This is a genomic window from Laedolimicola intestinihominis (assembly GCF_040096155.1).
GTDB lineage: Bacteria > Bacillota > Clostridia > Lachnospirales > Lachnospiraceae > Laedolimicola > Laedolimicola intestinihominis.
Genome location: NZ_JBBMFE010000003.1, coordinates 135,916 through 154,758, shown reverse-complemented (window position 1 = coordinate 154,758; position 18,843 = coordinate 135,916). Strand labels below are relative to the sequence as shown.

Genomic DNA, 18,843 nt, shown 5'->3' with positions numbered 1-18,843 from the left:
CTATAAAACGAGGCAGGAAAGAGAGAGGGAACGAGATGAAATTTCAGAGAATCGCAGGCAGACTGGCAGCAGGAATGATGACAGGAGCAGTGCTTCTGACTACATTTGGCGGAAATGCGCTGGCAGCGACGGAGGTAACGCCTTTGCAAGAGATGAAATATAAAAAGATTGTGACCACAGATGGGCATACGTACGCTCCGGATACGAGCTTTTCCTTTACGCTGACGCCGGTGGATCACAGCAAAGATACGACGCAGGCAACCTTTGCGGATAATGTGGTTTTATCCGGCGTAGAGGGTGGTCTGACTATGGAAAAGGGAACCATTACATTTGCGCCGTCCGGGACAGCGCCTGCAGCATCCTATGAAGGCAGCGATAATATCAAATGGGATATTACAAAATTTACGAGACCGGGCGTCTATCATTATCAGGCGAGGGAAACAGCCGGTAATTACGAGGGTATCGTTTATGACGGAACGGTTTATGATGTCTATGTATTTGTCTTAAAGGATGATACCGGCAGCCTGTATGTAAAAAATATCCTCTGCACAAAGCCGGTGACGGATAAAGAGGGGAATACCAAGGACACGAAATCTGACCTGATTTTCACCAATGATTACGGCAAGGAGCATGACACAACGCACGATATCACCATTGTCAAAAAAGTTACCGGAAATATGGGCGAGACAAATAAAGACTTCAGGTTCCATGTAAAAGTGAAAGGCGCAGACGGTGAATGGTATAAGGTTGTCATCACAGATAAAGAGGGCGGAAGGGTAACGGAGACACATCTGGAGAACAACGTGGAAGCGGAGTATACCATCAAGGATACCGGTTCCATCCATATCTATGGCCTGACTGCCGGTGATACCTATACGGTAAATGAACAGGATTATACCGCAGACGGTTACACCACGAAATATGTGGATGCGGACGGAAAAGAGGTATCGAAGGAGAATCAGGTAACGGAAGACGGGAAGCTGCTCTACGTGGAGAACCACCGCGACGCCAAAATTCCCGGCGGCGTAGTCAGCACCGTAGCTCCCTATGCTCTGATGCTGGCCTTCGCGGCAGCGATGATCTTCTTCTTTGGACGTAAGAAAAAGCTGTTCGGGGAATAAGAAATGTGGCGGGCAGCAGCGAGAATGGCCGGGATTGGGAACCGGTTACTCACCATAATTGCAGGCCTGCTGGTCTTTGTAATGCTGGCCTACGGTACGTATTCCCTCTGGGATACGTACCGGGTAAGCCAAAATGCTTTTGTATCCGCCGAACTTCTGGATTATAAGCCGGTAGGAGATGGAGAAAGCGCAGGCTTTGCGGAGCTTCAGGAACTGAATCCCGACGTGCGCGCCTGGATCACCATACCGGATACGCATATCGACTATCCGGTGCTGCAGGGAGAAAACGATATGATCTATGTCAATCAGGACGTCTACGGCGAATTTTCTCTGTCTGGCGCAATATTCCTGGCCAGCGCGGACAGTCCCGATTTCTCCGACAGCTACAGCCTGCTCTATGGTCACCATATGGAAAATGGCGCCATGTTCGGCGATGTGGCGAAATTTACAGAAACAGCGTATTTTACAGAGCATCCGGACGGCGTCCTGTATCTGCCGGATAAGGAATTGACTATCCATATTTTTGCGTGTGTGGAGACGGACGCCTATGATGAACAAATCTATCACAGCGGAAAAGACGTGGATGTTTCAGGGCTTCTGTCTCATATCAGAAAAAAGGCGGTACAGTATCGGGAAGCAGTTCGGGGTGAGAAGCTTATCGGGCTTTCCACCTGCGCAGATGATGTGGGAACCAATGGACGCGTGGTAGTATTCGGCTGGCTGGAAGAAACGTCAGCCGGAAGGGAGGTGTAAACACCTGTGAAAAATAAGAAAAAAAAGGTCTGGAAATGGGCGCCGCTTTTCGTTTTTATTCTTAGCCTGTGGCTGCCGGTGAAGACAGAGGCGGCAGAAAAAAGCTGTACGCTCACCATACCGGTGCAGGTCGAAGTGAGTGGTGAAAATATCCCGGGCGGTAAAGATTATAAAGTAACCCTGGAAGCGGTGACAAAGAACGCGCCGCTGCCCATAGAGACCGTGAAGACCCGCACCGGCGCGGGCACGATTACCTTCGGCCCTGTCACCTATGGAGAGGTCGGAACGTATCAGTACCGCATTTCCCAGGATACGGACAGCGCCGAACGCTTCAACTATGACCGGACGGCTTATCTGGTGGACGTACAGGTGATCCGCCGGGGCGATGGAACCCTGACGGCAGAAGTGGTGGCAAAGCGGGAAGGAAAGCAGGAAAAATCCGACGCGATTCGCTTTGATAACCGGTATGATGCGCCGAAAAATCAAAGCTCCGGAGGCTCCGGCGGACACCGGAGTGCTGTCAGAGCCGTCCGGACCGGCGACACACAGCATCCGCTGATGTGGCTGTTGACAGCCGGGGCTGCGGCAATGGCGATAGCACTGATTATCAGAAAAAGTATCGCGAAGAAACGGGAAAAGAAGGAACGCATTTACAGACAGCGCATGTCGGTTTACCGATAGGCGAAAGGAAAGCAAAAAAAGAACCGCAGCCGGAACCCGATTTTCCGGCTGCGGTTCTTTTGGTTATAAAATCAGCGCTCCATTTAAGATCTGGACACGCTTGCGGGAGTCAGAACACTGGAAATAATCTTGCTGAAGGCCTTCATGAAAATGAAGAGCAGTACCGTATTGATCCCCAGGGAAACGATACATTTTACAAGACGGATGGTGAAGAGATACTTCCATTCCATGCCGTACATAAAATGCAGCCATAGGGTATTCAGCGTGCAGGCCTCCACAAATTCAAAGAGGGCAGCCGCGAAAACACGAACCGGGGTTACCCTGGAGCGATACAGAATCAGGCCGAACGCAAAACCGAGAATCGCGTAGCTTATGGTAAAGCCCGGGAAAAAGGGACCGGTCTGCGGAGCAGCGAAAAAGCTGACCACATCGCCTGCGATACCTGCTGTCATACCCATCACCGGACCGCCGTAGGCAGCTGCCGCAGCCAGCGCCAGGAAAGCAAAGCGGAATTCCAGATACGGGGTAAGCTTCAGATTAAAAAAGGAAAGAGCTACGTACGCGGCCACGAAAAGACCGCACAGACAGATACTCTGTACCTTCCGGAGATTGTTAAACTGTTCACGAAAGGAAAGGGCATCCTTGGAAAAAAACTGCATAAAAAATACACCTCCATACTTGTGTGTGAGAAACAGGTTACAAAATAAATAATATCGAGACTGCTTATGAAGCCCGATTCCTCCACACATGAGATGTACTCATCTGTAGCAACGGGTGCGGATAATATATCGTAAGACCGAGTCAAAGCTCTCCTTTTCGTTTCGCGGCGACTCCCCAGCCTGCGAACACTTGACGCATAAAATCCTACTTCGCTATTATTTATTTTTCGTTCAGATTGTATCCGAACAGGTACATTATAACATAGATTTTCCAAAAAGCAAGAAAGATTATCAAAAATTTAACGAAACTTTGAAAAAGCCTCCTTGCATAATCCTTCAGAACATGGTATCCTAAAAACCAATGTCGATTTTGGCATATCGCAAATCATTCCTGTGACAAAAATTTCTTATCGTAAAGCGAGGGCTTAGATAAGACGTTTCGATAGAAAGAGGTGTAAAAATGATACTGGATGCAATCCTGGACGCGCTTCTGGATACCGCGAAGACCGTGCCGTTTCTGCTGACCGCCTTTCTGCTTCTGGAGACGCTGGAGCATTATTCCAATAACTTTATGAATCGTGCCCTGGGAAAAATGGGCAAGGCAGGCCCTCTGGTGGGAGCCATCTTTGGCTGCGTTCCCCAGTGCGGTTTCTCCGTAGCAGCGGCGAACCTGTATTCCGGCGGCGTTATCACTCTGGGAACCCTGATGGCCGTATTCCTGTCCACCTCCGACGAGGCCATCCTGATACTGTTCAGCCATCCGGGCAGCGGCCGGGTCATCGGACGGCTTCTTCTGGGCAAAATGCTGATCGGCATTGTGGCCGGATACCTGTTGGACTTTTTGCTTCGTAAGAAAAAGGAGCACAAGCACATCGAAGATATGTGCCGCGGCTGTGGCTGCAGCGACGACAGCGGCATCGTAAAACCGGCTGTGCGTCATACCATTCAGCTGACCATCTATGTCTTCGTTTTCACCGCCATCCTGAACATCGTACTGGGATGGGTGGGTATGGACGCCCTGACCACCTTCCTGGGCAAAGACACCTGGTTCCAGCCCTTCCTGACCGCGCTTCTGGGACTCATCCCCAACTGCGCTTCCTCAATTCTCATCACCGAGCTCTACCTGGCCGGGGGCCTGAGCCTTGCGTCCGCCATGGGCGGTTTATGCGCCGGAGCAGGCGTCGGCCTGGCAGTCTTATTCCGGGAAAATCATCCGGCGAAGGAAAATGCAGCCATCGTAGGTCTCCTGTACCTGCTGTCCGCCGGAGCGGGCCTGTTGCTGGAATTTATTTTATAGTAGAAATCAAGACAAAGGGATTCTGTAAAAAGCAGGATCCTTTTTATATAAAGCTTCTGAAGGTAGCCAGACCGGAACAGATATGATAAGATAGAAAAAAGGGACAAAAGAAAAGATAAACGGAGGTGCCTATGAAAAAAGCAGGAGGATATTTAAAAAGCATATTGCCGCTGGTGGCTATGCTGGGAATACAATTTGCGGCTTCTACGGTTCAGATGATAAGGTTCATGGTGCAATATGGCGTGGAAGAGGGAACACAGATATACATGAACGATACCATGACGGTATTGCTGATCTCTGACGTACTGCTGCTTGGTGTAGCAGGCCTCTGGTATTATATCAGTGTGGTACGGTGGCGGGAGAAATACGGGATCCGGGAAATGTCACTGTTTCAAAAAAAAGATCTGGTAAGCCTGCTTCTGATGGCGGTGGGCGCGCAGTTTCTGATAGGGATTCTGATGAGCGGCTGGGAGGTGCTGGATCCGAAATCCATGCAGGAGTACACGGAGCTGATAGAAGACGCGGGTCTTGGAGAAAGTGGAATTTCCGCGATCCTGGCGACGGTCATCATTGGCCCGATTGCGGAGGAGTTGATCTTCCGCGGCCTGACGGTCGAATATCTGAAGCGGGCGGGAGCCTCCTTCTGGGTGATCAATATCCTGCAGGCTCTGTTTTTTGGCATTGCCCATCTCAACCTGGTACAGGGAAGCTATGCCTTTCTGATAGGCCTTCTGGCCGGATATCTGGTGCTGCGCTATCGTTCCATCTGGGCTGGGATTGCCTTCCATATGCTGTTTAACGGGTATTATCTTTTGGAACCTCTGGTAGCCGGAGCCCTGGGCTTTTTGCCTGAGGTGCTGCAGGCGATCTGCTTCGTGGTATTCGGCCTGCTTCTGGTGGCGCTGCCCCTGCGGAGACTGATACGGAAAACAGAAGAACAGGGCATGGAATAAAACCGAAATGGGATTTGAGAGATGACTTTTTCACCAAGCATCTCTCATTTTTTTGTCTATGTTTCCGGATTGACCGGTAGCCTGGGCTATGATACAATGATGGAAACTAGGAAACTTTTTTTGGTTTCCGGGTTTCCCCTGACAAAAAGGAAACACCCTAAGGAGGGATGAATGAGAGAGAAAATCATTGATACAGCCATAGAAGAATTTACGAAACATGGATCGAAATTTACCATGAACGATGTGGCGAAGGAATTAGGGATTAGTAAAAAAACCATCTACACCATCTTTGAGAGCAAGCAGGATGTGCTGGTGGGAATTGCCGACCGGTATGCCCGGGATTTTACCGATATGAGGGAAGCCATTGAACAGGATGACAGTTTGGATACTCTGGAAAAGCTGGAACGGCTGTTCTGCGCGATTCCCACCAAGTATTACAATATCGGCCTCAGCCGGCTCTTTGAGGTGGCCCGAAAGTATCCAAAGCAGTACAGATACCTGATGGAGGCGGTGAATCAGGGCTGGATCCTTGCGGAGCAGTATCTGGAGCGGGGCGTACGGGAAGGTAAGATCCGAAAGGATATCTCCGTTCCGGTGGTAATGGCGATGATCCGGGGAACGGTAACCTGTTTTACGGAGAGCGATATTCTCTATAAAAACGGGCTGACCTACGAGCAGGGAAAAGAAGAGATGGTTCAGATCATCATGAAGGGGATAAGAGCAGCGTGAAAGACGCTTCCCGCAGTTACCTGTTGTGAGGATTGCAGAAATAAGAAAAAGGAGAGTGAGACAATGTTTTTTCAGATTTATGGAGAAACCGCAGGCTGGCAGCTGTTAGGCTGGCTGCTGGTCTTTGCCGGACTGGTATTGATGAACGAGGTGGCAAGACGGACCAAATGGGGCGGAATCGCGTGTTTCCTGGCTCTTCCCGCAGTGTTGACGGTGTATTTTATCGCGATCTACATCGGAGCGGCGGCGGGCGCAGAATGGGCGTTGCAGAATGACACCTACGTACATATGAACAGCTGGTTCCATTACGCCAAGCTGTACGCGGCGACGGCGGGCTGTATCGGATTTATGGTACTGAAATACAACTGGGGAAAACTGGGAAAATCATACTGGTTTAAAGCCTTCCCCTTTGTGATTGTGGCAATCAACATTCTGATCGCGGTGGCCTCTGATTTTGAATCCGCTATCCGGGCCGGATCTCTGGCAGGCGGCTGGTGGCTGTCCTCAGAGGGCGTATGGCTGTATGGCGGCTGGTGGAATGTGCTGAATGGCCTGGCGGGTCTATTCAATATCGTATGTATGACCGGCTGGTGGGGCATTTACTCCTCTAAAAATAAGCAGGATATGCTGTGGCCGGATATGATCTGGGTATACATTCTGGCATATGACATTTGGAATTTCCAGTATACCTATCTGAATCTGCCGACCCATTCCTGGTACTGCGGTCTGGCACTGCTTCTGGCACCCACCTTTGCGGCGGCTCTCTGGAATAAGGGCGGCTGGATCCAGAACCGTGCCAATACCCTGGCTCTGTGGTGTATGTTCGCACAGGTATTTCCGCTGTTCCAGGACGCCAGCCGTTTCACTACGGTGACCTCCGTCTACGGCGAGGGCGGCATAGCCGCGGCAATGGGAAGCACTATGCCGGTTACCGCGAATCCTACGGCGCAGGGACTGATTTCTGTGATTGCGTTTGCAGTCAACGTATTTAGCTTCGCTTATATCCTGAAGCAGGCGAAGGTACAGAAGAAGAATCCGTGGAAGGAAGAGATTTTCGTGGATACGAAGGATTATCAGGAGGCAATGGCCAGAACCAGATAAGGCTTTGGAACAGTTACAGGGGCGTGCTCGGGACGGAAAAATTCCGCTCCGGGCACGCCCCTTATTGAAGATATTGAAGAAACGGATTATGAGCCGGATTGCTTTCGGTATACCAGCCAGGAATATACGTAGAGCCAGAGGGTGCCTGCAAGAATAAAGCCAAAGGCCAGCATGGTCATAAGCCTGGAGGGGAAGACACCGGACAGGATCAGGAGAATTCCCATGATACAGAAGAGAACGCCGCCCATGGCGTGGGTTTTCTTCCAGACATATTCATTTTCCAGGGTCCAGGGCGTCTTGATTCCCATGGTGTAATTGGTGCGAAGCTGCGGCATATAGTTGCCGATGGCCAGAAAGAGAATTCCCACGGCCACGGGAACCACCTGCTCGATCCGCACCGGAAGGCCGAAAATGACAGCGTCGGTAGCCCAGGTAAGGCAGATCAGAAACAGGGTCATAGTGTAAATAAAAATATCAAAGGCCTTCTTATGGAGCGTGTAGCTTTTCTTCCTTGGATCGATATAGGGCAGCAGCTTCATGAAAAAGAACAGGATACAGGGCAGCGCCGCAAGGAACAGGGTCACGTATTTGTTGGAATAGCCGTTGACCGTCCCGTCAAAGCCCCAGTGGGTGGGGACGATGTCCGGCATTCCCGGCAGCAGGCAGGCGTGAGCCAGCAGAGAGACTATGGAAAGTCCGATAAAAAAATAATCCTTTTTCGTTAATTTCATTTCTTATTTTCCTCCTTTGGAAAAATCAAAAAACCATTTCATAAGTTCCTGGAAAACAGTCATATTCAGGCTGTAGACGATGTTCTGGCCTCTGCGCTCGTCCAGCACCAGCCCAGAGGACTTCAGGACATTCAGGTGATGGCTGACAGAAGGCTTGGAGATATCGAAGCAGCCGGCGATTTCCCCGGCAGTCAGATCTCCCTCGGTCAGCAGCTCCAGAATCCGCCGCCGGGTGGGATCCGACAAAGCCTTAAAAGCATCATTTAACATAGTGCCTCCTTTCCTGATATTCAGAAACCGATATTTAGATAGTTAGATGAATATCTAAATATCTAAACACAAAATAGCACACAGGAATAGAAAAGTCAAGAAAATTTATAGCTGATAAATTTTACATAAAGGCGGCAGAAGCTGGACACATTGAGAACAGGAAAATGTAGATTTTTCATTCTGGATGTGGTAGAGTAAAGCAGTAAGAAAAATAAAACGCGCCGGGCCGGGAGAACCCGGCAGCGGGCTCATATAAGGAGGTTATCATTATGGCAGTGATAGAGATTACAGAAGCAAACTTTGAGACAGAGATATTGAAGTCTGACGTTCCCGTACTGGTGGATTTCTGGGCTGTATGGTGCGGACCCTGTCAGATGCAGGGACCTATTATCGACGAGCTGGCGGAAGAGGTACAGGGCGTTAAATTCGGCAAGCTGAATGTGGATGAGAACATGGGACTGGCGCAGAAGTTCCGCGTCATGAGCATTCCGACCCTGATGCTGTTCAAGGATGGACAGGCCGCAGCCACGGTCGTAGGTCTGCAGTCCAAAGAAGCTGTAAAGAATCTGCTGGGAGTCTGAGATGGCATACGACGTAATCATAGTAGGCAACGGACCGGCCGGGTTGTCGGCGGCCCTTTACACCAGCCGGGCGAATCTAAAGACCCTGGTCATCGGTAAGGATGACGGCGCGCTGACAAAAGCGGACAAGATCGAAAACTATTTCGGCATGGCGGAGCCCATATCCGGCTGCGAGCTGGTGGAGAATACCAAGAGACAGGCGAAAACGTTGGGAGCAGAGCTTACAGAGGACGAGATTTTCCATATCAGCTGGAATGGAAGCTTTCGGCTGGAAGGCCGGAAGGAAACCTATGAAGCGAAGGCCGTGCTGCTGGCTACGGGAACCTCCCGGAAGACAGCCAATGTTCCGGGGCTTTCGAAGCTGGAGGGCCGCGGCGTCAGCTACTGCGCTGTCTGCGACGCTTTCTTTTACCGGGGACGGAAGGTGGGCGTCCTGGGAAATGAGGACTATGCCATCCATGAACTTGGCCAGCTTCTGCCTGTAGTCGGCGAAGCTGTGATCCTGACCAACGGAAAAGCGCTCACTACAGCAGCTCCGGAGGGCGTGGCTGTGATAGAGAAAAAGCTGATTTCCGTAAATGGGGAAGAACAGCTGGAAAGCGTAAGCTTCGATGACGGTGAGCCCCTTGCCCTGGACGGCTTATTTGTGGCGCTGGGAAGCGCCGGAGCCGCCGAGCTGGCCCGGAAAATCGGAGCCATGACAGAAGGACGGAACATCAAAGTGGATGAAGAAATGGCCACCAACGTACCGGGACTTTACGCAGCCGGAGACTGTACCGGAGGCCTTCTGCAGATCTCCAAAGCAGTCGGTGAGGGAGCAAAGGCTGCCATGAGCATGATCCGTTTCGTGCGGCAGCAAAAAAATAATTCAAACTGAAGGAGAAACAAAAAATGAAACTGATGATAGCGTCAGATATTCACGGTTCCGCGTATTACTGTGAAAAGCTTCTGAAAGCATACGATGAGGAAAAGGCAGATAAGCTGCTGCTGTTGGGCGACATCCTGTATCACGGTCCCCGCAACGACCTGCCGAAGGATTACGCGCCCAAGCAGGTGATTGCCATGCTGAATCCCAGAAAGCAGGATCTGCTGTGTGTGCGCGGCAACTGCGATACGGAAGTGGATCAGATGGTGCTGGAATTTCCGATACTGGCGGACTACTGCATTCTGTATCTGAATGAGCGGATGATTTTCGCCACCCATGGCCATGTGTTCAACGAGAAGAACCTGCCGCAGCTTAAAAAGGGTGACATTCTGCTCCACGGACACACCCATGTGCCTGTGTGTAAGGAGACGGAGGACTATATTTACCTGAATCCCGGATCCGTATCCATCCCGAAGGAGAACAGCTGGCATGGCTATATGATTCTGGAGGATGGCACATTTGTCTGGAAGGATCTGGAAGGAAACGTGCAGAAGGAATTCTGCCCGCAATTATAACGGATAGCTGTCTGTATGGCAGGGCAATTCATGGAAAATAGTGTATGAAAAAGAAAAGCTTCCGAATCCATGCGGTAAAAACCGTTTGGAATCCGGAAGCTTTTTTGACAACATCCTCTCTTATTCTTCGATATGCTCGAGACCCTGGCAGAGAATATTGACCACATGATCGTCGGCCAGAGAGTAGTAGATGGTTTTGCCGTCCCGACGGAACTTTACCAGGCGGCTCTGCTTTAAGACCCGCAGCTGGTGGGAGATAGAACTCTGGGACATTTCAAGCCCCGCGGCAATATCATTGACACATTGTTCTCCGTCACGGAGTACAAATAAAATTTTGATCCGTGTGGAATCCGCGAATACCTTAAAAAATTCAGAAAGATAATAAACCTCGTCATCGGCGGGCATCAGTTCGCTGCTCAAAATGCGATCCCTCCTTTTTCAAATGATTGAGAAAGCTATATTGATTGTAACATAAGAAAAAATCGGTGACAAGAATAATATTTGAAAATATGATGATATGAGAATATATATATGCATATTCATATATAAAAAACAGTGGAAAAGCGCCGGAAATCTGGTATATAATAAGTAATGAAGAAAAGGGAGAGAGAACCGATGGGCGTAGAAATCTATGAAATTATGCATATGGACAGACGGGTAGCGAGAATCGATACTTCCGGGCGGTGTAAGATCTATTACCGCTCTTTTCTGCCCTACAATCTGTACCTAGAAGAAGAGACGGATGTTGATACACTGGTCAATAATGTGACGAATTTTTATTACTGGTGCTCCACCCGCATTCTGACGCTGGACAGGCAGTACGCGAAGGAGATTCTGAACAGCATCGGGATGCAGCAGGCCGTTACGGATCGGGAACGCGCCCGGATCGCCCTGTCCTATTGCTGTGTATCCCTGACGGACGTATTCTGGGTCCGCAATCAGAAAGAACGGGTCACCTTCGCGCAGGTGAATCTCTACGATAACCACCTTTCCAATACCTTTATGGATATCGCCCTGCGGGGAAAACAATATACAGTAAATAATGAACAGCTGGCGCAGGATCTGGCCACCAACGGCTGCTTTCCCAAGGCCTGGCAGAGAGTGGAGGGCGGCTTCCGGTTACTGAAAGACGGCGGAACGGAAGCAGTGGAACGGGAGCTTCTGGCCAGCCAAATCTGCCGTTGCTTTGACGCGAATCAGGTGCTTTATGAAAAGGACTATTTTGACGGGGTAATGGTGACGGCCAGTGATAATATTACCTCCAAGGAATATTCCATTGTTTCTATGGAGGCTTTTGAAATCTATTCGGCCAATCATGGACGGGATACAAAAAAATATGTGCTGGGACTGGATCGCCACAGCTATTACATGATGAATATTCTGGATTATCTGACGGGCAATACGGATCGGCATTGGGGAAACTGGGGCGTGCTGGTGAAAAATAAAACCAATAAGCCGGTGGGTCTGCATAAGCTTATGGATTTTAACCGGGCGTTTTATGCCTATGATACGGAAGAGGGAGCAAACTGTCAGACGCTGTTTCACCGGGAGCACAAGACGCAGAAGGAGGCGGCTGTGGAGGCGGTCAGACGCGTCGGCCTGTGTCAGAAAAAAGAGGTGGAACGGGCCTGCTTCGCGGCTTTGCCGCAGTATTATGAGATGTTCTGCCACAGACTGGAGCTCCTGAAAAAGTGCTGTATAGATAAAAGTACGCAGACAGGAATTTCCCAGAAAAAGGAAACTGAAATTGCCCATTATCGCTTGAAATAAGGCCAAAAACCAGCTATAATTAGAATATCTATGAGCAGGGAAAAACATAAGAATACGGAGATTATTTTGATGAAAAAATTCAGATATACAGGTAAGAAAATGGCAGCCCTGGTGCTGGCCGGGGTGATGGGATTTTCTATTACGGCGTCGGCGACCACAGAGTCAGAGATTAAGAAGCAGCAGCAGGCGACCCAGAAGCAGCTGGACGAAATCAATTCCCAGATGAAGTCCATCGAGAGTCAGCGCAACAGCGTGCTCAGCCAGGTGAATTCCCTGAACTCCGAGCTGACGACCCTGGTGCTGAATATCGAGCTTCTGGAGAGCGATATTGAGGCCAAGGCCGAAGAAGTGGATCAGGCTCAGGCTGATTACGAGGCGGCCAAGCAGAAAGAGGAAGAGCAGTACGAAGCCATGAAGCTTCGGATTCAGTACATATACGAAGAGGGAGATATGGATTATCTGTCCCTGTTCCTGCAGGCGGAGAATTTCTCCGATTTTCTGAACCGGGCGGATTTCGCCCAGGAGATTCAGACCAAGGACCGGGAAATGTTCCTGGAATATCAGGAAACCAAGCAGGAGGTAGCGGATCTGCTGGAGGAGCTGGAGCAGGAAAAGGCTGATATGGAGGATCTGCAGGCGGAGTATGAGGATCAAAAGAGCGCCACGGAGGCCGCTTTGTCGCAGAAGAAGGCAGAGCAGGCAGATTATGACAGTCAGCTGGCTGCTGCCAAATCCCAGGCAGCGACCTATAAGAAGCAGCTGCAGGATCAGCAGAAGCAGCTCAAGAAGCTGGAAGCTGAGCGGAAGAAAAAGGAAGCGGAAGCGGCTGCAGCGGCGGCGAAAAACAGTGAAGCATCCAAGTCCGGCACCATTTCCACCGGATCGAATTCCGGTTCGGGCAGTTCCGGTTCCGGGAGCAGCTCCGGATCTTCCACATCCGTTTCCGGAGGCGGATCTGGCGCGGCGATTGCAAGCTATGCCCTGAAGTTTGTGGGTAATCCCTATGTATCCGGCGGCACCAGCCTGACGAACGGCGCGGACTGTTCTGGCTTTACCTGGGCGGTCTATCAGAATTTTGGGATTTCCATTCCCCGTCAGTCTGACGCCCAGGGACATTCCGGCAAGTCTGTCAGCTATGCGGACGCCCAGGCGGGAGATATCATCTATTATGGCGGCCATGTGGGGATCTACATCGGCGGCGGACGCATCGTCCACTCCAGCACACCCAAGACCGGCATCAAGATCAGCTCGGCTACCTACCGGGGTATTCTTTCGGTGCGGAGATATTATTAAAATGAAATAAACAGACAGCGTGTACAGGCGTCTGCTTTCGGGAAACCGGAGGCAGGCGCTTTTTATGTAACAGGAAATTCCTATGGAATCCCCTGTTACCTAAAAATATTATCGCACTGCGGCGGAGAGGTAGCATGTCGTTTACACGACCCGCCGTAAGTAGCATCCTGCAGTATCAATTCGTTAAACAGAATAAAAAGTGGTTGACTATAATGTATATATATGATATATACATTATATAAGCACAACACACACAAAGAAAGCAAGGAAAACAGCCTATGAATATCATCATCAGTAATTCCAGTGGCAAGCCCATCTATGAACAGATCACAGCTCAGATTAAGGGGCAGATTATGAATGGATCCCTGAAGCCGGGAGAGGCGCTGCCTTCCATGCGGCTGCTGGCAAAGGAGCTTCGGATTAGCGTGATTACCACCAAGCGGGCCTACGAGGAGCTGGAGCGGGAGGGCTTTATCACCACGGTAGTAGGTAAGGGAAGCTTCGTAAAGGAAGCAGATCAGGAATTTGTCCGTGAGGAGCGGCTGCGGGCCGTGGAAGGGCACCTGCAGGCAGCAGTGGACGCGGCCAGACAGTGCGGTATGGACGAGACGGAGCTTGTGGACATTTTGAAATTACTATTTGAGGAGGCGTGAATATGAACAGTGCCATAGAAGTAAGACATCTGACGAAGCAGTATCCGGGTTTTGCACTGAAGGATGTGAGCTTTCAGATCCCAGAGGGCAGCGTCGTGGGCTTTATCGGAGAGAACGGTGCGGGAAAAAGCACGACGATAAAAGTGATTCTGGATTTGATAAAGCGGGACGGCGGAGAAATTACACTGCTTGGCGAGCCGGACGGCGCAAAGGACGAGACATTGAAAGAACAGATCGGCGTGGTTTTTGATGAGAACTGCTTTCCAGATTATCTGAACCGGAGAGATGTGAATCGGATGCTGAAGGCCATCTACAGAGGGTGGCAGGAGGAACGCTTTGGAAAACTCTGTGATCGGTTCGGGCTCCCGGGGAAGCAGATGATCAAAGAATATTCCAGAGGCATGAAAATGAAGCTTTCCATCGCGGCGGCCATGTCCCATCAGGCCCGGCTTCTGATTCTCGATGAGGCGCTTAGCGGTCTCGATCCGGTGGTGCGTGCGGAGATTCTTGATATGCTCCGGGAATTTGTTATGGACGAGCGGCATACGGTGTTTCTGTCCTCCCATATCACCAGCGACATCGAGAAGATCGCGGATTACATTTTGCTGATTCATAAAGGGGAGATTCTTCTGTATGAAGACAGGGATACGCTGTTGGAGGAATACGCCTTGATCCGATGCAGCGCCGAAGAGGCCGCAAAGCTGAATCCGGCCATTGTGGTGGGTGTCCGCCGGGGTCGGTTCGATACGGAGGTGCTGGTGCGGAGCCGGAAAGGGCTGGAGGCAGATGAGCATCTGGTTATGGATCGGGCAAGCCTGGAGGATATTCTTCTTTATACGGCGGGAGAGCCGGGAAATGAGAGGTGTGCGGGATGAAGGGACTGATTTTGAAGGATTTGTATACACTGCGGCAGATGGGGAAGATCTATCTGATTTGCATGGTGTGCCTAGTGATCTGGGGCCTGGTTACAGACAATCCAACCGTGCTTTCCAGCCTGCTTCTGGTATATGGGCTGATGCTTTTAATTACGACAGCCTCCTACGATGAAGCCTCCCATTTTAACCGGTACGCGCTGACCCTTCCCCTGACGCCAAAGAAACTGGTACAGGCGAAATACCTGTTTGCGCTGCTTCTTTTCACGGTTATGGTGACGCTTGGGATTCTGGTCGGCGCAGGTATGCTTGCGGTGCTGGGAGCAAAGGCAGAGATGGGGTACGGAGAGCTTCTGGCGTCCACATGTTCCATCAGTTGTATTTATCTGATGACAATTGTTTTTATATTGCCCTGCATCTATAAATTCGGTGTAGAAAAGTCCCGGTTTTTATTTGTAGCGACTTACCTGCTTGTATTTGCCGGCTTCGCGCTGCTGTTCAGTATAGATAACATGAAAACATGGCTTTCCGGACTGGGTGATCGGGGATTCCTGTCTATAGGCGCAGTCTTCGGAGCGCTGGCTATCGTGGGGCTGATTGTGTCCTACCATATTTCCATCCGGATTGTGGAAAATAAGGAATGGTAAGGAAGCGCATTCACAAAATCTTAAGAAAGATTTCAGAAAAAGGGTCTGGCAAATCAGGCTCTTTTCTTTTATACTGAAGAACGGACAAAAGACGACAAAAAACGAAGGAGACCTTATGACCGGACGACAGAAAAAAAGAGCCTGGATTTTCACAGGAGCGGTGTGTACCATGCTTGGCATGGGTGCTTTTATCGGCCAGGTATATGCCCAGAGCCTGGAGGAACCGGTGCTGACTACGTCGGAGGAAGCGCTTCCGGATGTGCTGGAAGCGGAAGAGACGAAAGAATTTGTGACAGAATATACAGACGGTGAAGAAAAAACGGAGGATACGGAGGAAAATCTGCCGGAGGACTGGAATCTGATTCTGGTCAATAAGACCCATCCGATTCCGGAGGATTATCAGGTGGAGTTGAAAAGCATTGGCAGCGGACATCAGATAGACGCCCGGGCCTATGATGATTTCAAGGCTATGATTCAGGCGTCCAAGAAGGATGGAGTGACCATCTATGTAAGTTCATCTTATCGGGATATGAACAAACAGATTACACTGTATGAGAAGAAGACGGATTCCTACCTGCAGCAGGGTTATTCTCTGGAGGACGCACTGTCAAAGGCAGGACAGGTGGTGGCGGTGCCGGGCACCAGTGAGCATCATCTGGGGCTGGCCATTGATGTGGTTTCCTCTGAGTACCGGAAGCTGGACGAGAAGCAGGAGAATACGAAAGGCTTTCAGTGGATGAAGGAGCACAGCTGGGAATATGGCTTTATCCTGCGCTATCCCAACGGAAGCACGGATATTACGGGTATTATCTACGAGCCCTGGCATTTCCGCTATGTGGGCCTGGAAGCGGCAAAGGAGATCTACGAGAGAGACATTACGCTGGAGGAGTATCTGGGCGCGAGGCCGGTATCCGAGGGTGAGGCAGTAACCTACGATTACAAGCCGGAGAAAAAACAAAAGCAAAAACACGAGGCACCGGTAACAAATGAAGAATCTGTGCCGGAAGAAGCGCCGGCAATAAATGAGACACTCATGCCGGAGGAAACTCAGGCAGCCGGTGAAGGACTGTAAACAAAAAGTTACAGTCCTTAATTTTTTGTGAAATCAGGTTCCCGCCGGTTGGAAAGTATCAGAAAATATGATATCATAGATCGGTACGAAAGAGAGGGGACAAAAGTATGAAGAAGATTCTGGGAAAGCTGCTGAACCGGATTGTGATATTCGGTATTCTTCTGGCTGTTCAGCTGGGTTGGTTTCTGCTGACTTTTACAAAGCTGGTTCATTATTCCACGGGCCTGTCCCTTGTTTTCCGGATTATAAGTATCCTGGCAGTGCTGTGGATCATTAATACGGAGGATAATCCGGCCTACAAGATCGCGTGGATCATCCTGATTCTGGTAGCGCCGCTTCTGGGTGGCCTGTTCTATATGGCGGTAGGTCACAAGCGCCCGACCAAGGGCATGCGAAAAAGGCTGGACGCGGAGCGGAAGCGTACGGAAGGGGAGCTTAAGCAGCAGGAAGAAGTCATGGGACGGCTTGGCGAGATGGATCAGGGAACGAAAGGCGAGTCTTATTATCTGGCCGAAACCGGCGGCTATCCGGTCTGGGATCATTCTTCAGCGACTTATTATAAAATCGGAGAGGAGTATTACGCCTCTCTTCTGGATGAATTAAAAAAAGCGGAACACTTTATTTTCATGGAGTTCTTCATCGTAGGCGAGGGCAAGATGTGGAACAGTATTCTAAAGGTTCTGGAGGAGAAGGCTGCGGCCGGCGTGGATGTGCGATTTATCTACGATGACCTTGGCTGTGTATCCCTGCTTCCGCCCGCCTACAGTCTGATTCTGGAATCCAAGGGCATCAAGAGCTTTGCCTTTAATCCATTTATTCCATTATGGTCGTTGGTAATGAATAACCGTGACCATCGGAAGATAGTGGTTATCGACGGTCATACGGCTTTCAGCGGCGGCGTGAACCTGGCGGACGAGTACATCAATGAAAAGGTGCGCTTTGGGCACTGGAAGGACACGGGCTTTATGCTGAAGGGCGAGGCGGTCTGGAACTATACGGTCATGTTTCTGCGGATGTGGAACGCCCACCGGCATACGGACGAATCCTATGAGGCTTTCCGGCCCCATGTGTGGCATCCGGAAGCCTTCGAGGGTCAGGGCTTTATACAGCCCTACAGCGATTCGCCTCTGGACGACGAGCGCCTGGGTGAAAATGTGTACCTGAACATCCTGAATCGCGCGAAGGATTATGTGTATATCTTCACTCCCTACCTGATCGTGGATCACGAGATGCAGACGGCTCTCTGTCTGGCGGCCAAACGGGGGGTGGATGTGCGGATCATGACGCCTGGCATTCCGGATAAGAAGACGATTTTTCAGCTGACCCGTTCCTATTATCCGGTGCTTCTGAAGGCAGGCGTGCGGATTTACGAGTATACACCGGGCTTCCTCCATGCCAAGTCCTTTGTCTGCGACGACGAGGCGGCCGTGGTGGGTACGATTAACATGGATTACCGGAGTCTGTATCTGCATTTTGAATGCGGTACCTTCTTCTATCAGAATCCACTGGTGATGGACGTGAAGCGGGACAGCCTGACGACCATGGAAAAGGGTAGGGAGATTGCCTTAAGCGACACAAGACAGGGCTTCTTTGGAAGTCTGTTCTGCGCGGTGCTCCGGGTATTTTCACCGCTTCTGTAACCGAGAAAGGGGTTTTATTACAAATGAATATCTTATTTTTCCTGAAACCGAAAGCGGAGGTGTCCTACCTCTACGAGGATTTTTCCATGCGTCAGGGCCTGGAGAAGCTGGAGCGCAGCGGTTATACCGCGATTCCGGTCATTAACCGTCAGGGTGAATATATCGGCACTATCACCGAGGGCGATTTCCTGTGGTCCCTGAAAAATAAGTTCGCACTGGATTTAAAGCAGGCCGAGGAGGTCCCGCTTACCATTGTGAAGCGCCGGATGCGCTGCGAGCCCATTTCCATTGATTCCAATATGGAAGACCTGGTGTCCAAGGCCATGAACCAGAATTTCGTGCCGGTTATCGACGACAAGGGCATCTTCATCGGGATTGTGACCCGGAAGGATATCATTGAATTCTGTTATAAGGCATATACGAAGACAGAAAAAACTATTTGAATAGGAAATTAAGAAATGTTGAAAAAGGAATGACGGCAGTTCATTCCTTTTTTTATAGATCTATAACAAGTTTTTATGTAAAAAGCAAAATTTGTTGCACATTTCATATTGATTCTCTGTCTATTTTTTGCTAAAAT

22 protein-coding genes and 1 riboswitch are annotated in these 18,843 nt (G+C 50.2%); of the genes, 18 read left to right on the top strand and 4 right to left on the bottom strand.

What is annotated here, in order from left to right; genetic code table 11:
• The first annotated feature begins 35 nt into the window (after positions 1 to 35).
• Genes WMO29_RS04960 through WMO29_RS04950 form a run of 3 tightly spaced genes read left to right on the top strand, consistent with a single transcriptional unit; the run spans position 36 to position 2,555 of the window.
• Positions 36 to 1,121: a DUF7601 domain-containing protein gene (locus WMO29_RS04960; RefSeq protein WP_349164015.1), complete on the top strand. Its 1,086-nt coding sequence runs from the start codon at positions 36 to 38 to the stop codon at positions 1,119 to 1,121.
• A gap of 3 nt (positions 1,122 to 1,124) precedes the next feature.
• Complete coding sequence (srtB, locus tag WMO29_RS04955) at positions 1,125 to 1,874, top strand: class B sortase (RefSeq protein ID WP_349164014.1); 750 nt, start codon at positions 1,125 to 1,127, stop codon at positions 1,872 to 1,874.
• A gap of 6 nt (positions 1,875 to 1,880) precedes the next feature.
• Positions 1,881 to 2,555, top strand: coding sequence for a Spy0128 family protein (locus WMO29_RS04950; RefSeq protein ID WP_178039494.1), 675 nt, complete (start codon positions 1,881 to 1,883; stop codon positions 2,553 to 2,555).
• An 83-nt stretch (positions 2,556 to 2,638) separates the two neighbouring features.
• Here WMO29_RS04950 and WMO29_RS04945 read toward each other — a convergent pair whose 3' ends face one another.
• Complete coding sequence (locus tag WMO29_RS04945; RefSeq protein WP_349164013.1) at positions 2,639 to 3,214, bottom strand: folate family ECF transporter S component; 576 nt, start codon at positions 3,212 to 3,214, stop codon at positions 2,639 to 2,641.
• Between the two features lie 107 nt (positions 3,215 to 3,321).
• Positions 3,322 to 3,429, bottom strand: a riboswitch (THF riboswitch).
• A gap of 245 nt (positions 3,430 to 3,674) precedes the next feature.
• Here WMO29_RS04945 and WMO29_RS04940 point away from each other — a divergent pair.
• The 4 genes from WMO29_RS04940 to WMO29_RS04925 all read left to right on the top strand — a co-directional run bounded on the left by WMO29_RS04940 (position 3,675) and on the right by WMO29_RS04925 (position 7,294).
• Positions 3,675 to 4,511 (top strand): putative manganese transporter, encoded by an 837-nt coding sequence (locus tag WMO29_RS04940; protein ID WP_349164012.1) that lies wholly within the window; start codon positions 3,675 to 3,677, stop codon positions 4,509 to 4,511.
• 131 nt (positions 4,512 to 4,642) lie between these two features.
• Positions 4,643 to 5,464 carry a CPBP family intramembrane glutamic endopeptidase gene (locus WMO29_RS04935; protein ID WP_349164011.1) on the top strand — a complete coding sequence of 274 codons (822 nt, stop codon included), beginning with the start codon at positions 4,643 to 4,645 and terminating at the stop codon, positions 5,462 to 5,464.
• A 171-nt stretch (positions 5,465 to 5,635) separates the two neighbouring features.
• The gene (locus WMO29_RS04930) at positions 5,636 to 6,193 is read left to right on the top strand and encodes a TetR family transcriptional regulator (RefSeq protein ID WP_178038589.1); all 558 of its coding nucleotides are present in this window, start codon (positions 5,636 to 5,638) and stop codon (positions 6,191 to 6,193) included.
• Between the two features lie 63 nt (positions 6,194 to 6,256).
• Positions 6,257 to 7,294 (top strand): DUF5692 family protein, encoded by a 1,038-nt coding sequence (locus WMO29_RS04925; protein ID WP_349164010.1) that lies wholly within the window; start codon positions 6,257 to 6,259, stop codon positions 7,292 to 7,294.
• Between the two features lie 86 nt (positions 7,295 to 7,380).
• Here WMO29_RS04925 and WMO29_RS04920 read toward each other — a convergent pair whose 3' ends face one another.
• Positions 7,381 to 8,025: an SdpI family protein gene (locus tag WMO29_RS04920; protein WP_349164009.1), complete on the bottom strand. Its 645-nt coding sequence runs from the start codon at positions 8,023 to 8,025 to the stop codon at positions 7,381 to 7,383.
• 3 nt (positions 8,026 to 8,028) lie between these two features.
• Positions 8,029 to 8,295 (bottom strand): autorepressor SdpR family transcription factor, encoded by a 267-nt coding sequence (locus WMO29_RS04915; RefSeq protein ID WP_178038586.1) that lies wholly within the window; start codon positions 8,293 to 8,295, stop codon positions 8,029 to 8,031.
• A gap of 269 nt (positions 8,296 to 8,564) precedes the next feature.
• Between WMO29_RS04915 and trxA the strand changes: the two genes are divergently transcribed.
• Genes trxA through yfcE form a run of 3 tightly spaced genes read left to right on the top strand, consistent with a single transcriptional unit; the run spans position 8,565 to position 10,316 of the window.
• Positions 8,565 to 8,876, top strand: a complete 312-nt coding sequence (gene trxA / locus WMO29_RS04910) for a thioredoxin (RefSeq protein ID WP_349164008.1) — start codon at positions 8,565 to 8,567, stop codon at positions 8,874 to 8,876.
• Between the two features lies 1 nt (position 8,877).
• The gene (locus tag WMO29_RS04905; protein ID WP_349164007.1) at positions 8,878 to 9,753 is read left to right on the top strand and encodes an NAD(P)/FAD-dependent oxidoreductase; all 876 of its coding nucleotides are present in this window, start codon (positions 8,878 to 8,880) and stop codon (positions 9,751 to 9,753) included.
• 14 nt (positions 9,754 to 9,767) lie between these two features.
• Entirely contained in the window at positions 9,768 to 10,316 is a 549-nt protein-coding gene (gene yfcE / locus WMO29_RS04900; protein WP_178038583.1) for a phosphodiesterase, read from the top strand.
• Positions 10,317 to 10,436: 120 nt separating this feature from the next.
• On the opposite strand, the gene WMO29_RS04895 is transcribed toward yfcE, so the two are convergent.
• The gene (locus WMO29_RS04895) at positions 10,437 to 10,721 is read right to left on the bottom strand and encodes a metalloregulator ArsR/SmtB family transcription factor (protein ID WP_178038592.1); all 285 of its coding nucleotides are present in this window, start codon (positions 10,719 to 10,721) and stop codon (positions 10,437 to 10,439) included.
• Between the two features lie 210 nt (positions 10,722 to 10,931).
• On the opposite strand from WMO29_RS04895, the gene WMO29_RS04890 reads away from it, so the two are divergent.
• The 8 genes from WMO29_RS04890 to WMO29_RS04855 all read left to right on the top strand — a co-directional run bounded on the left by WMO29_RS04890 (position 10,932) and on the right by WMO29_RS04855 (position 18,706).
• Positions 10,932 to 12,086, top strand: a complete 1,155-nt coding sequence (locus WMO29_RS04890) for a HipA domain-containing protein (RefSeq protein ID WP_349164006.1) — start codon at positions 10,932 to 10,934, stop codon at positions 12,084 to 12,086.
• A gap of 69 nt (positions 12,087 to 12,155) precedes the next feature.
• Positions 12,156 to 13,379: a C40 family peptidase gene (locus WMO29_RS04885; RefSeq protein WP_349164005.1), complete on the top strand. Its 1,224-nt coding sequence runs from the start codon at positions 12,156 to 12,158 to the stop codon at positions 13,377 to 13,379.
• A gap of 278 nt (positions 13,380 to 13,657) precedes the next feature.
• Positions 13,658 to 14,032 carry a GntR family transcriptional regulator gene (locus tag WMO29_RS04880; protein ID WP_349164004.1) on the top strand — a complete coding sequence of 125 codons (375 nt, stop codon included), beginning with the start codon at positions 13,658 to 13,660 and terminating at the stop codon, positions 14,030 to 14,032.
• A 2-nt stretch (positions 14,033 to 14,034) separates the two neighbouring features.
• Positions 14,035 to 14,907, top strand: coding sequence for an ABC transporter ATP-binding protein (locus tag WMO29_RS04875; RefSeq protein WP_349164003.1), 873 nt, complete (start codon positions 14,035 to 14,037; stop codon positions 14,905 to 14,907).
• Positions 14,904 to 15,551 carry an ABC-2 transporter permease gene (locus WMO29_RS04870; RefSeq protein ID WP_349164002.1) on the top strand — a complete coding sequence of 216 codons (648 nt, stop codon included), beginning with the start codon at positions 14,904 to 14,906 and terminating at the stop codon, positions 15,549 to 15,551. Before WMO29_RS04875 ends, WMO29_RS04870 begins: the two co-directional genes overlap by 4 nt.
• A gap of 115 nt (positions 15,552 to 15,666) precedes the next feature.
• Positions 15,667 to 16,623, top strand: coding sequence for a D-alanyl-D-alanine carboxypeptidase family protein (locus WMO29_RS04865; protein WP_178038578.1), 957 nt, complete (start codon positions 15,667 to 15,669; stop codon positions 16,621 to 16,623).
• A gap of 107 nt (positions 16,624 to 16,730) precedes the next feature.
• Positions 16,731 to 18,263, top strand: coding sequence for a cardiolipin synthase (gene cls, locus WMO29_RS04860; protein ID WP_349164001.1), 1,533 nt, complete (start codon positions 16,731 to 16,733; stop codon positions 18,261 to 18,263).
• A 23-nt stretch (positions 18,264 to 18,286) separates the two neighbouring features.
• On the top strand, positions 18,287 to 18,706 hold the full coding sequence (locus tag WMO29_RS04855; RefSeq protein ID WP_349164000.1) for a CBS domain-containing protein: 420 nt from the start codon (positions 18,287 to 18,289) through the stop codon (positions 18,704 to 18,706).
• Positions 18,707 to 18,843 lie beyond the last annotated feature (137 nt).